Origin of the sequence: Niallia sp. FSL W8-0177 (genome assembly GCF_038006285.1) — a bacterium.
Taxonomy (GTDB): domain Bacteria; phylum Bacillota; class Bacilli; order Bacillales; family Cytobacillaceae; genus Niallia; species Niallia circulans_A.
This window is the reverse complement of the sequence record NZ_JBBOUX010000001.1, coordinates 4,356,260-4,369,730: the sequence shown is the minus strand read 5'-3', so window position 1 is coordinate 4,369,730 and position 13,471 is coordinate 4,356,260. Positions and strand designations below refer to the sequence as shown.

Annotated in this window: 16 protein-coding genes and 2 other annotated features (1 of these 18 only partly in view); all 16 genes read right to left on the bottom strand. The window is 36.8% G+C overall.

Going from position 1 to position 13,471, the window contains the following annotated elements; all coding sequences use genetic code 11:
• Positions 1–94: a sequence feature (ribosomal protein L10 leader region), on the bottom strand; it reaches 57 nt to the left of the window's first position.
• Between the two features lie 56 nt (positions 95–150).
• The gene (rplA, locus tag NST77_RS21255) at positions 151–840 is read right to left on the bottom strand and encodes a 50S ribosomal protein L1 (RefSeq protein WP_095333624.1); all 690 of its coding nucleotides are present in this window, start codon (positions 838–840) and stop codon (positions 151–153) included.
• 114 nt (positions 841–954) lie between these two features.
• Positions 955–1,380, bottom strand: coding sequence for a 50S ribosomal protein L11 (gene rplK, locus NST77_RS21250; RefSeq protein WP_031537888.1), 426 nt, complete (start codon positions 1,378–1,380; stop codon positions 955–957).
• Between the two features lie 167 nt (positions 1,381–1,547).
• Positions 1,548–2,081: a transcription termination/antitermination protein NusG gene (gene nusG, locus NST77_RS21245; RefSeq protein WP_312097468.1), complete on the bottom strand. Its 534-nt coding sequence runs from the start codon at positions 2,079–2,081 to the stop codon at positions 1,548–1,550.
• Between the two features lie 170 nt (positions 2,082–2,251).
• Positions 2,252–2,434: a preprotein translocase subunit SecE gene (secE, locus tag NST77_RS21240; RefSeq protein WP_047943704.1), complete on the bottom strand. Its 183-nt coding sequence runs from the start codon at positions 2,432–2,434 to the stop codon at positions 2,252–2,254.
• Between the two features lie 43 nt (positions 2,435–2,477).
• Positions 2,478–2,621 carry a 50S ribosomal protein L33 gene (gene rpmG, locus NST77_RS21235; protein ID WP_047943703.1) on the bottom strand — a complete coding sequence of 48 codons (144 nt, stop codon included), beginning with the start codon at positions 2,619–2,621 and terminating at the stop codon, positions 2,478–2,480.
• A gap of 106 nt (positions 2,622–2,727) precedes the next feature.
• On the bottom strand, positions 2,728–3,387 hold the full coding sequence (sigH, locus tag NST77_RS21230; protein ID WP_095333622.1) for an RNA polymerase sporulation sigma factor SigH: 660 nt from the start codon (positions 3,385–3,387) through the stop codon (positions 2,728–2,730).
• Positions 3,388–3,457: 70 nt separating this feature from the next.
• Positions 3,458–3,967, bottom strand: coding sequence for an NYN domain-containing protein (locus NST77_RS21225; protein ID WP_047943701.1), 510 nt, complete (start codon positions 3,965–3,967; stop codon positions 3,458–3,460).
• A gap of 2 nt (positions 3,968–3,969) precedes the next feature.
• The gene (rlmB, locus tag NST77_RS21220; RefSeq protein ID WP_095333620.1) at positions 3,970–4,713 is read right to left on the bottom strand and encodes a 23S rRNA (guanosine(2251)-2'-O)-methyltransferase RlmB; all 744 of its coding nucleotides are present in this window, start codon (positions 4,711–4,713) and stop codon (positions 3,970–3,972) included.
• A gap of 11 nt (positions 4,714–4,724) precedes the next feature.
• A complete protein-coding gene (locus NST77_RS21215; RefSeq protein WP_047943699.1) occupies positions 4,725–5,132 on the bottom strand; it encodes a Mini-ribonuclease 3 in 408 nt (135 codons plus the stop codon).
• Between the two features lie 4 nt (positions 5,133–5,136).
• Positions 5,137–6,537 carry a cysteine--tRNA ligase gene (gene cysS / locus NST77_RS21210; RefSeq protein ID WP_095333616.1) on the bottom strand — a complete coding sequence of 467 codons (1,401 nt, stop codon included), beginning with the start codon at positions 6,535–6,537 and terminating at the stop codon, positions 5,137–5,139.
• Positions 6,537–7,187 carry a serine O-acetyltransferase gene (gene cysE / locus NST77_RS21205; RefSeq protein ID WP_047943697.1) on the bottom strand — a complete coding sequence of 217 codons (651 nt, stop codon included), beginning with the start codon at positions 7,185–7,187 and terminating at the stop codon, positions 6,537–6,539. The genes cysS and cysE overlap by 1 nt, the downstream gene beginning before the upstream one ends.
• Before the next feature lie 256 nt (positions 7,188–7,443).
• Positions 7,444–7,681 (bottom strand) — a binding site (T-box leader).
• A gap of 42 nt (positions 7,682–7,723) precedes the next feature.
• Positions 7,724–9,181 carry a glutamate--tRNA ligase gene (gene gltX / locus NST77_RS21200; protein WP_341123514.1) on the bottom strand — a complete coding sequence of 486 codons (1,458 nt, stop codon included), beginning with the start codon at positions 9,179–9,181 and terminating at the stop codon, positions 7,724–7,726.
• A 96-nt stretch (positions 9,182–9,277) separates the two neighbouring features.
• Positions 9,278–9,760, bottom strand: coding sequence for a 2-C-methyl-D-erythritol 2,4-cyclodiphosphate synthase (gene ispF / locus NST77_RS21195; protein ID WP_061800919.1), 483 nt, complete (start codon positions 9,758–9,760; stop codon positions 9,278–9,280).
• Positions 9,761–9,808: 48 nt separating this feature from the next.
• Complete coding sequence (gene ispD / locus NST77_RS21190; protein WP_341123513.1) at positions 9,809–10,513, bottom strand: 2-C-methyl-D-erythritol 4-phosphate cytidylyltransferase; 705 nt, start codon at positions 10,511–10,513, stop codon at positions 9,809–9,811.
• A 17-nt stretch (positions 10,514–10,530) separates the two neighbouring features.
• Positions 10,531–11,604, bottom strand: coding sequence for a PIN/TRAM domain-containing protein (locus tag NST77_RS21185; RefSeq protein ID WP_095333610.1), 1,074 nt, complete (start codon positions 11,602–11,604; stop codon positions 10,531–10,533).
• Positions 11,605–11,974: 370 nt separating this feature from the next.
• Complete coding sequence (gene radA / locus NST77_RS21180) at positions 11,975–13,354, bottom strand: DNA repair protein RadA (protein ID WP_123260148.1); 1,380 nt, start codon at positions 13,352–13,354, stop codon at positions 11,975–11,977.
• Positions 13,355–13,471 lie beyond the last annotated feature (117 nt).

The following is a 13,471-nucleotide window of genomic DNA, read 5'->3' as shown; positions in this document are numbered from 1 at the left end:
CTCACAACTGATCAAATAATCTATCGTATTACCTCGGCAGGAAATTAAGCTAAAATTTAGCACCTACTGTCTACGGTATAAATGTTATTTATTTTTTCAACAAGATGAAGTATATGCTATCCATCTTGTTTTGTCAAATACCAATTTTTATCAAACAGTAGATGGATCTACTTTTACGCCAGGTCCCATTGTTGAAGTAACAGATACGTTCTTCATGTAAGTACCTTTCGCAGCAGCTGGTTTAGCTTTTGACATTGTGTCAAAGATAGTTTGGAAGTTCTCAACTAGTTTAGCTTCATCGAAAGAAACTTTTCCGATTGGAACATGTACGTTACCAGCTTTGTCTACACGGTATTCTACTTTACCAGCTTTGATTTCGTTAACTGCTTTTGTTACATCAAATGTAACTGTACCAGTTTTAGGGTTTGGCATTAAACCTTTAGGTCCTAATACACGACCAAGTTTACCAACTTCACCCATCATATCTGGAGTTGCAACGATTACGTCAAAATCGAACCAACCTTGTTGGATTTTATTTATAAATTCAGCATCGCCTACATAGTCTGCTCCTGCTGCTTCTGCTTCTTTTAATTTTTCACCTTTAGCGAAAACTAAAACGCGTTGAGTTTTACCAGTACCGTTTGGAAGAACTACTGCTCCACGGATTTGTTGGTCTGCTTTCTTAGGATCTACTCCTAGACGGAAAGCAACTTCAACTGATGCATCAAATTTTGTAGTGCTAGTTTTTTTCACTAACTCAATTGCTTCTTGAATTGGGTAAGCTTTAGTACGATCAACAAGTTTGATAGCTTCTAAATACTTCTTACCTTTTTTAGCCATAACTATATTTCCTCCTTGAATTGTGGTTTTAGCGGAATTACCTCCCACGAATAAAGGTTGCGACTAAAGATTCACCGTCGTCACAACCTTAATCAACACTAACCATATATAGGTTTAGTCTTCAATAACAATACCCATGCTGCGGGCAGTACCTTCAACCATGCGCATAGCAGATTCAACACTAGCTGCATTTAGATCAGGCATTTTTGTTTCAGCAATCTCGCGTACTTTATCACGCTTAACAGTTGCTACTTTATTACGATTTGGTTCACCAGAACCAGACTCGATACCAGCTGCTTTTTTAAGTAAAACTGCAGCAGGTGGAGTTTTTGTAATAAATGTAAATGAACGGTCTTCGAAAACCGTAATCTCAACAGGAATGATTAAACCAGCTTGTTCAGCTGTACGAGCGTTAAACTCCTTACAGAATCCCATGATATTTACGCCAGCTTGACCCAATGCAGGACCAACTGGTGGTGCCGGATTCGCTTTAGCTGCTGGGATTTGCAATTTAACAACTTTAATTACTTTTTTAGCCACGAGACACACCTCCTTAAAGTCCGTGATGTGGTAATAGGGGTTTCCCCTCCCACTCAACTTATCGTCTTTATATGAAATAAAGAAATTTGACAATATCTTATCTCTTTATGAGATATACTGACCTATGAAATAGTAACACTTTTTCAATACCATTTCAAGTTTTCTAGTTAAAATTTTTCAATTTGTGTAAAATCGAGCTCCACTGGAGTATCTCTACCAAACATATTTACTAGTACTTTAACCTTTGCTTTATCCTTATCAATTTCCTCAACTGTACCAGTGAAATTAGCAAATGGACCTTCATTTACTTTTACTGTTTCGCCTAATTCAAACTCAATTTCAATTCTTTGTTCCTCAACGCCCATTCTTTTCAGAATTACTTGGACTTCTTCTGGTAAAAGCGGAGTTGGCTTTGATCCAGACCCAGCGGAACCAACGAATCCAGTTACACCAGGGGTATTACGTACGACATACCAAGAATCATCCGTCATAACAATTTCTACCAATACATAACCTGGGAACACTTTTCTTTTTATTACTTTTGTTTTACCATTTCTGATATCTGTTTCTTCTTCTTCAGGTACAACCACGCGAAAAATTTTATCTTGCATCGCCATTGTTTCTACCCGTTTTTCTAAATTGGCTTTCACCTTATTCTCATATCCAGAGTACGTATGCACTACATACCAGTTTTTTTCCATAAAAGAGGACTACTTCGTCCGTCCCTCCCTGCAACTTTATTTTTTCGTGCTGTTTTTTATAGTATCTGTAAGGAACAAGTCATTTATTTTTCAGCAAATGAAAAAACCCGTTACCGGGCTTTTGTAAATGTTTCCTATCGTTTTACCATTATACCATGAGTAGACAACTGTTATTCAAGTATTAAACGAATAAGTTCAGAAATTCCTAAATCAACAACAGCAAAGAAGATAGCAAAAAAGACAACTGTCACAAGGACTGTGAGTGTATAATTAGTTAACTCCTTTTTTTTCGGCCAGCTAACTTTCTTTAATTCTCTACCAACTTCGCGAAAATACTTAACAGCACTTTGCATTTTTGTTACCTCCATCTTTAAGAGCGGGCATTATCCAAAATCATTATTTTGTTTCTTTATGAACAGTATGAGCATTACAATTTTGACAAAATTTCTTTACTTCTAAACGTTCTGTACCATTGTTACTCACAGTAGAATAATTTCTTGACCCACATTTTTCACATGCTAACACAATCTTTTTTCTCATTCCACTTACACCTACTACGTCCTTTATATCTTCTCAAACTGTATCATGGACACGAGTAAGATGTCAATATCAGTAAATATTTGCTATTCCAAAAAACCTTTGACGCTCATAGCGAGAATTCTCTTATTTCTAAATACCGCTCTAATTTTCTTTTCACCCGCTGAAGGGCATTATCAATAGACTTCACATGCCTATTCAATTCCTCAGAAATTTCTTGATAAGATTGACCATCAAGATATAGAGACAATACTTTTCTTTCTAAATCACTCAATAATTCAGACATTTTGATCTCGATGTGATCATATTCTTCCTGATTAATGATCAATTCTTCTGGATCAAGAACCTTTGCTCCAGAGATAATATCCATTAACGTTCGATCAGATTCTTCATCGTAAATGGGCTTGTCCAAAGAAACATAAGAATTTAAAGGAATATGCTTCTGCCTAGTGGCCGTTTTGATAGCAGTAATGATTTGTCTTGTTATACACAATTCAGCAAATGCCTTAAAGGAAGAAAGTTTGTCCTCTTTAAAATCGCGTATTGCCTTATAAAGACCGATCATTCCCTCTTGCACAATATCTTCTTTGTCTGCTCCGATTAAGAAATAGGATCTGGCTTTAGCTCGCACAAAGTTACGATACTTTTGAATTAAATAATCCAAAGCATCACTTTCCCCTTGATGCACCAATTCCACCAACACTTCATCTTCAAGTTCCATATAATTTCCAGTATACTCGTTACTCTTAGTCCAGCTGTCAGTACTCATACAGATCCCCCCGACCGTGCAATCATGGATAAATCCATTATACTCTAGCCTTTTTTTGAGCGTCAACAACTCATTTCTCTCCACGTCGCCATTTTTCGAAAATTTCTTCCACTTCTCTTGAAAGCGGAATCTTTGCAACTGGTTTTTTTTCTTTAATTTTTTTTACTTTTTTTCCGATTTCCTGTTCCATCCCAGCCATCTCTAACAATAATTCTCGTGCTGATTTCCGCAGTGCACCTTGTCCAAAAATAGCCCATTGCTCTGTAAAATCTGAAGTCGCAACATGAATTTGTGTTTTTCTGTTATTTAGTTCAATAGCTAGTTTTTCGATACGCTCATCAGCAGTTTCATTTTCACGGGTAAAAATGACTTCTACCTTGTAATCTTTATATTTTTTCTCTGTGCCTTTTACATAGTATGCATCAAAAACAACCATTACTCTGTATCCGGAATAGCCTTGATATTCTGCCATCTTTGCTACTAAAGCATCCCTTGCTGCTGCAAGATCTCTATTCTTTAAAGCATTTAGTTCTGGCCAAGCACCAATAATGTTATAGCCGTCAACAATAAGAATATCCATTATTATCCCTCAAGTGGATGGCGTTTCCGATATACCTCATACATTAAAAGTGCCGCTGCAACAGAAGCATTTAAAGACGTAACAGCTCCAGCCATCGGTAAATGAATAAGAAAATCGCATTTTTCCTTAATCAATCTTCCCATGCCTTTTCCTTCACTGCCAATCACTAATCCTAATGGTATCGTTCCATCAAATTTGCGATAATCTTCACTTCCTTTTGCATCCGTTCCCGCAATCCATATTCCTCTCGTTTTAAGCTCCTCTATCGTCCTTGCCATATTTGTTACTCGCACAACGGGAATATGCTCGATAGCACCAGTAGATGCCTTTGCAACTGTAGCTGTTAGCCCAACTGCTCTTCTCCGTGGAATAATAATCCCATGAGCACCTACCGCATCAGCCGTTCTCATGATCGATCCTAAGTTATGAGGATCCTCAATTTCATCAAGCAACAAGAAAAAAGGCGTTTCCTGCTTCTTTTCTGCAAGTGCAAATAAATCATCTATTTCAGCATATTGATAGGCAGCAACTTGCGCTACTACACCTTGGTGATTCGCGTCTACTAAGCTATCCAATTTCTTTTTAGGAACAAACTGAACAAGCACATTTGCCTGTTTAGCCAAACCAATTACTGTTTGCATTTGGCCTTTTTGGGAACCTTCCGCAATAAGTATTTTATTTACATCTCTTTCTGATTTTAACGCTTCAATAACTGCATTTTTTCCAACAATAAAGTCACTTGACACTTTTGCTCCTCCTATTTGCTTTCAATGATAGAAAAAGCAGCTTTGATTATTTCCTCAAGTCGCTCTTCTCGCTTCGCTAAATATAAATAACCTAAAACTGCTTCAAAACCAGTACTATATCGGTAGGTTTGTACATCGGTATTTTTAGGAATAGTGCCTGATTTCGCATTTCGCCCTCGCTTTAATACCGCAATCTCTTCTTCAGAAAAAAATCCTTTTTCTAAAAGACCATGCACTACCTTTGCCTGTCCTTTTGCCGAAACATATTTTGTCGCTTCTCGATGAAGCTGATTAGGCTTCACCTTCCCGCTATACAACAAATGTCTTCTTACATATATTTCAAGAACAGCATCGCCCATATAAGCAAGGGCAAGGCTGTTCAGTTGTTTTTCATCCACTTTTTTATCATAGAGGAGCATCTTTTTACCCTCTTTTCCATCGTATACCTTGTGCGGTGTCTTCTAAAATGATGTTCATTGCTTTTAATTGATCTCTAATTTGATCAGCAAGCACAAAGTCTCTATCCTTTCTAGCTTGCGTTCTTTTTTCTATTAGCGCCTCGATTTCTTCATCTAATAATTCCTCATTCGCAGATAAAGATAACCCAAGCACTGTAAATAATTCTTCAAACTCATTCATAAAAGCATGAATAACAGCAGGAGAGGTTGTTTTTTCAAGCAGGTAATAATTTGCTTGCTTCGATAATTCAAAAAGAACAGAAATACCATTCGCTGTGTTAAAATCATCATCCATACTATCAACGAATTGTTTTCGAAGATCGGCAATTTTTGCAATCCATTCCTGATTTGTATCTGTAAGATCCGTACTCGCGATACTGCGATGTTTTAAATTTTCATAAGAAGTTCTGATTCTCTCTAACCCTGCTCTCGTATTTTCCAATACTTCTTCACTATAGTTAATTGGATTACGATAATGTACAGAAAGCATAAAGAATCTTAACACTTGTGGATCATGAATCTTAATAATATCGTTTACAGTGATAAAATTCCCTAGGGATTTAGACATCTTTTCATTATCAATATTAATATAACCATTATGCATCCAATAATTAGCAAAGGTCTTACCTGTTAATGCTTCTGACTGGGCAATTTCATTCTCATGATGCGGAAATGCTAAGTCCTGCCCACCTGCATGGATATCAATTGTATCACCTAAATATTTACGCACCATCGCAGAGCATTCAATATGCCAGCCTGGACGCCCATTCCCCCAAGGACTCTCCCAGAAAATTTCGCCTTCTTTCGCCTTCTTCCATAAGGCAAAATCTAATGAATCTTGTTTCTTCTCCCCAACTGCAATTCTTGCACCTGAACGAAGTTCATCAATAGATTGATGAGAAAGCTTTCCATATCCATCAAAGGCTCTAGTGTGATAATACACATCTCCTTCTGACTCATAAGCAAACCCTTTATCTATTAATGCTGCAATAAAATCGATAATAATATCCATATTTTCTGTTACACGCGGATGAGAATCAGCTTTTTTGCAGCCTAACGCAGAAACATCTTCAAAATATGCGTCAATAAAGCGGTCAGCAATAACCGGCACCGTTTCTCCAAGCTCATTTGCCGCTTTTATTAACTTATCATCGACATCGGTAAAATTCGATACAAATTGTACATCGTAACCACGAAACTCTAGATAACGTCGCACAGTATCAAAGACAATTGCTGGGCGAGCATTTCCAATATGGATATAGTTATAGACAGTTGGTCCACATACATACATTTTTACCTTTCCCTCTTCTAGCGGAACAAAATCCTCCTTTGCTCGTGTTAATGTGTTATATATTTGAATAGGCATTACTTATAACTCCTTTCTTCCTGTAATTCTTTTAGTTGTTCTCTTAAATAGCTAATTTCCAATTCCATTTCTTTCAGTCGATCCGCAATTGGATCTGGTAAATCACAATGATTTAAGTCTTTCTTTATTTTAATACCATCTTGTACTTTAACTCTTCCTGGAATACCTACTACTGTCGAATTTGCAGGAACATCTTTTAACACTACTGATCCTGCACCAATTTTGGCATTTTCTCCAATTACAATAGATCCTAATACTTTTGCACCAGAGGCAATAAGAGCATTATCTTTAACGGTTGGATGCCTTTTCCCTTTTTCTTTTCCCGTTCCCCCAAGCGTTACTCCCTGAAAAATAGTGACATTATCCCCTATCTCACAGGTTTCCCCTATCACTACACCCATACCATGATCAATGAATAGACGATTGCCGATCTTTGCTCCGGGATGTATTTCCACCCCTGTCATAAAGCGGCTAAATTGCGAGATAACTCTTGCCAAGAAAAAACGATTATGCCTAAAAAAGAAATGAGCAATTCTGTGAAACCATATAGCATGCAACCCAGAATAAGTTAAAATAACTTCTATCGAGCTCCTAGCAGCAGGATCTTGTTCAAACACTACAGCAATATCCTCTTTCATGCGCCGAAACATACAAATCTCCCCCCTGTTTTGCAACTATAATGCAGCTATCTAGCAATCATCACTCTCGTAAAAGATGTCATTTCCTTTACCATTGTTTCCCTTTAAACGTCTATATATCTTATATACAAGAAAAACATTTTAATCCCTATTTTTTACTACTTCATTTCAATCCCATAACTCCCACTAAAAAAGTAAAACTATTACATTCTCTTTCCTTGATGCCACTGAAGCTTTTTATCCATATAAAAAGCGTCTCTGTCTAAAAGACAGAGACGCTTATTTAGGCGCGGTTCCACTCTGTTTAGATTACCGCTTTTAAGCAATAATCTCCACTCATCCCTGTTAACGGATAGGTTCCGCCTCTATCTACTAAATAAATTCTTTTTCGATACAGGACTCTGAGGCGCACTTCAAAAAAGAGGTTACTTGAATCACTTTCAGCCGGGTGATGATTCTCTCTAATAAGCTTCTCCTTTTTTACTTTTCCTCATCTTCGTTTTTTCTATATAGCTTTCCTACTACTATATTATATTTTCTCCAAAATGTTAACTAATTAATGCTGTTAATCGCGCATCAATTTTTTCTTTACCTAATAGTTCGATCGCCTTTGGTAAATCAGGACCATGCGTTTGACCTGTTGTAGCCACGCGAATCGGCATAAATAAGTTTTTGCCCTTTTGACCAGTAGCTTTTTGAACCACTTTAATAGCGGCTTTAATTTGCTCGGCACTCCACTCTGGCATTTCAGCTAATGCTTCTTTAAATGCTTGGACTACAGTCGGAACATGTTCACCAGCTAAAACCTCTTTTGCCTCTTCATCATATTGGACTTCATCACTGAAGAATAACGTAGATAAGTTTACAATATCAGCCCCGCAGCTCATTTGCTCTTGATATAAACCAACCAGATTATTTACCCATGCCTCTTCATCAGCTGAGCGATTTTCACTTACTAAGCCTGCTTTCTCTAAATGAGGAACAGCTAGACGAACAACTGTTTCTAAATCTGCCTTTTTGATATATTGATTATTCATCCACGCTAATTTATTTTGATCAAATAACGCAGGAGACTTAGACAATCTTGCTGGATCAAAGATGCGGATAAATTCTTCTATAGTGAATAATTCCTCTTCTCCCTCTGGAGACCATCCTAATAAAGCAATGAAATTGAACAATGCTTCAGGCAAATAGCCTAATTCTTCATATTGCTCAATAAATTGAATAATGGATTCATCCCGCTTACTCAATTTCTTTCTGCTTTCATTAACAATTAAAGTCATATGTCCAAAAATAGGTCTGTCCCAACCTAGTGCATCATAGATCATTAATTGTTTTGGTGTATTGGTAATATGATCATCTCCACGCAATACATGTGTGATATCCATTAAATGATCATCAATTGCTACTGCAAAATTATAGGTTGGAGTACCATCCTTTTTCACAATAACATAATCGCCAATTGTTGCTGATTCGAATGAAACGTCTCCTTTAACCATATCATTAAATTCATATACAATATTTTCAGGAACACGAATTCGAATACTCGGCTGTCTTCCTTCCGCTTCTAAGGCCGCTTGCTGTTCCTTTGTTAAATGACGACATTTGCCAGAGTACTTAGGTGTTTCCCCTCTACTTACTTGGTCTTCTCTTTCTGCTTCAATTTCCTCTTCTGTACAGTAACACTTATAAGCAAGTCCCTTTTCCAGCAATTCTGTGTAATACTTCTTATAAATGTCATTTCTTTCAGATTGACGATACGGACCATATTCTCCACCAACATCCGTACTTTCATCCCAATCCATTCCAAGCCATTTTAAATATTTTAATTGGCTTTCTTCTCCACCCTCAATATTCCTTTTTTTGTCCGTATCTTCAATACGAATAATAAATTTCCCGCCTTGACTACGTGCAAATAAATAATTAAATAACGCTGTACGCGCATTCCCTATATGCAAATGCCCTGTTGGACTTGGAGCATAACGAACACGAATTTCGTTAGACATGCTTGTGCCTCCTTGATTACTTACGCTTTTTTCTAATCTATTCTATCACTTTGCTTTTTCCTTTAAAAGGTGTTCGCCTCTATAATTGGTTATCAATTATACATTTCTTTTTTGGAGCAACACAACTGCTTGGGAAGCAATCCCTTCCCCTCTTCCGGTAAATCCCAATTTCTCTGTGGTGGTTGCTTTCACATTAATATTATCTTGTTCTGTCTCCAGCAATTCTGCAATTCTCGCTTGCATTGCTTGAATATGTGGAGCCATTTTCGGCTGTTGAGCCATTATCGTACAATCAGCATTCACTAATTCATAACCCTTTTCCTTTACTATTTGCCATACATGCTGCAATAATTTTGCAGAATCAGCATCTTTAAAGGCTTCATCTGTATCAGGAAAATGTTTTCCGATATCCCCTTCACCAATAGCACCTAAACAAGCATCAGCAATCGTATGTAGTAAAACATCTGCATCAGAGTGTCCTAGTAGACCCTTTTCATATGGTATCTCTATCCCTCCGATAATCAGAGGCCTTCCACTTACTAATTGATGAACATCAAACCCTTGGCCTATGCGAAACATCTTTAACTCCTCCATTCTAATTGCTTGTGTTAAAAAACTTCTCAAAGCTTATCTATTACTCTCTGCTATATTTTCTTTTCGCTTTGCCACAATTGCTTCGGCAAAGTACAAATCTTCTGGTGTCGTTAATTTAATATTGTCATAGTTTCCTTCAACGATTTGAACAGCTTGTCCTAATCGTTCCACCAAACTAGCATCATCTGTACCTATATATGTATCGAAAATCGCCTTTTCATGTGCTTCTTTTAAAATAGAAATGCGAAAAGCTTGTGGGGTCTGTATCGCCCACAAGCTTGAACGCTCAACTGTTTCCACTACCAAATCACCATCAACTTTTTTGATCGTATCTTTAATAGGTACTGCTAAAACAGCTGCGCCGCTTTCTACTGCAACCTTTGTTAATCTAGCTATTTGCTCTGTTTGAATAAAAGGTCTCGCCGCATCATGAACAAGAACAATTGTATCATCCGATATTTCCTTTACTGCATGGTAAACACTATGCTGTCTTTCTGTACCACCCTCAATAAGAGCAATAACCTTTGTAATTGCATATTTTTTTACTAGTTCATTCATTTCTTTTTTATCATCTGAACTAACTACCAACCAAATTCCATTACAGTTTGGATCATTTTCGAAAACAATTAAGGTATGAATAAATACTGGTAAACTGTCTAGCTCAAGAAATAATTTGTTTTTTCCTAGTCCCATTCGTTTCCCTTGTCCTGCTGCCGGAATAATGACTTCATAAGTCATATAACTAACCCCTATTCTTACAATGCTTTTTCTAATAATTTTGGTTTTGCAAAGATCATTCGACCTGCAGACGTTTGCAACACACTCGTTACAAGAACATCTATATGTTTTCCAATATAATTGCGACCTTCTTCTACTACAATCATCGTGCCATCATCTAGATAGGCAACACCTTGATTATGTTCTTTTCCATCTTTAATAATTTGTATTTTCATCTCTTCCCCTGGAAGAACTACTGGCTTTACCGCATTTGCCAAATCATTAATATTGAGAACAGCAACCTTCTGCAGTTCACAAACTTTATTTAAATTAAAATCATTTGTTACAACAACACCATTTGTTAATTTAGCTAATTTGACTAGTTTACTATCTACTTCCGTGATATCTTCAAAATCACCTTCGTAAATTTCCACTTTAATCGCTAATTCCTTTTGAATTCGATTTAGAATATCTAGCCCTCTTCGTCCACGATTACGTTTTAGCGCATCGGATGAATCTGCTATATGCTGAAGTTCTCCCAGCACAAATTGCGGAATAACAATTGTGCCCTCCAGGAAGCCCGTTTGACAAATATCAGCTATTCTTCCATCAATAATAACACTAGTATCCAATATTTTTAAATTACTTTTCTCAACTTTTGTGGGTTCCTCTTCCACTACCTTCTTCTTTCTAGCTGTGAAGAGTGTTAATAGTTCATCTCTCTTTTTAAACCCAACTTGAAAGCCTAAATACCCAAAAAGTAATGATAAAAGGATTGGAGCGACAGTATTAAGCACAGGAACAGAGGTTAATGCATAGCCTACTAAAAAGGCTAAAGTTAACCCAAATCCTATTCCAAGACTACCGAAAATTATATCCGTTATCGGAGCCTTTACAATTGATTCTTCTAAAAACTTAATAAAGTTAACAATATAATCAATCGCCCAAAAAGTAATAAGATAAAAAATAATGGCACCAAGTATTGCAGACACATATGCGTTATTAATAAGATCATGATCGATAGACATTACTGAGAATAAATCAGGAATAAATAAAAACCCGATTGTTCCTCCAATAATTAAAAAACAAACTTGAACAATGCGTTTTAACAATACTTCCACCTCCTCTTTCACATTATAAACAAATTCCCAGTTTTGAAACCTAATATTACAGGAATTTTTTATTTGTAATGAAAAAGTTATTTTTATAGATATGATGACTATGTCATATACTAATGTTAAAAATGCCCTTTTCCATTGCTCGGGAAATAATGACCAACTATTTATATTTAATAGAAACATTTATAATAGCTCAGAAAAACCCTTAAACCCTTACAAAAATGGAAATATAACACAGACAAAGAGATAAATACCTATTTAATTTATAAAACTAGATTAGCATTAAAAATAAACGCAAGTCAAATAATTAAATATTACATTTTAACACAACTAAAAATTCACATCAATGTATTTTTTCGAAAAACTAATCGCTTAAAGCCGCTTTTAAAGCATCCGCAACCGTATGAACGCCAACGACCTCTAAGCCTTTTGGAGCCTTCAAACCACTTAAATTATTAGCTGGAATAATAACACGCTCAAAACCTAATTTAGCAGCCTCCTGCACCCTTTGCTCAATACGGGATACTCTTCTAACTTCTCCAGTTAAGCCAACTTCCCCAATAATACAGTCAGTTGCTCTTGTTGGTTTATCTCTAAAACTCGAGGCAATGCTTACAGCGATCGCCAAATCTATAGCAGGCTCGTCAAGTTTTACACCACCAGCTACTTTTAAATAGGCATCCTGATTCTGGAGTAACATTCCAACTCTTTTTTCTAATACCGCCATTAACAACGGCACTCTATTATGATCTATGCCCGTTGCCATCCTTCGTGGATTCCCAAAACTAGTCGGTGAAATCAATGCTTGGATTTCAACCAGAACCGGTCTTGTTCCTTCCATTGATGCTACAACAGTGGAGCCAGCGGCACCCTGTGATCGCTCTTCTAAGAAAATTTCAGAGGGATTCTCTACCTCTTCCAGTCCAAATTCCTTCATCTCAAAAATACCCATCTCATTAGTAGAGCCGAAACGGTTCTTTACAGCGCGTAAAATACGATATGTATGATGTCTTTCTCCTTCAAAATACAATACAGTATCAACCATATGCTCCAGTAATCTTGGTCCTGCAATCGATCCTTCCTTTGTGACATGTCCTACAATGAAGATTGCTATTCCTTTGGTTTTTCCTATCCGCATTAATTCTGCTGTACATTCTCTAACTTGAGAAACACTTCCTGGAGCAGAGGTGACCTCCGGATGATAGATGGTCTGAATCGAATCAATAACCACAAATTCCACATTCGTATTTTCAATGGTTCTACTTATTTCCTCTAGATTGGTTTCTGAATAGACGAGCAAATGATCAGAAACTACCCCCAATCTGTCTGCTCTTAACTTTGTTTGCTTTTGCGATTCTTCTCCTGAAACATATAAGACAGAATGTTTCTTATGTGCTAACTGCGAGGATACTTGTAAAAGAAGCGTTGATTTACCAATTCCGGGATCTCCACCTATTAATACAAGAGAACCACGCACAACTCCTCCACCAAGAACACGGTTTAACTCCATTAAGTCGGTATATATTCTGGGCTCATTAACCGTTTCAATGCTTGTTATAGGAATAGGCTTTGCAGCAACAGTAGTGGCTGCAGAATGAGCAAACGCACCTTTTCTTTGAACAGCACTCTTCTCTACTTCTTCCACCATTGTATTCCAATTTCCACAACCAGGACATTTCCCCATCCATTTTGCTGATTCATATCCACATTCCTGGCAAAGAAATTTTGTTTTTCTTTTGGCCATATTCAGCCTCCTTCCCCTTTTATTACTAACATCTCCAACCCAAATAATAGATATTAATTTTTTTCTATTTTTATCTTAAATAAAGAAAGGACACACGTAAAGCTGTAATACGTGTGT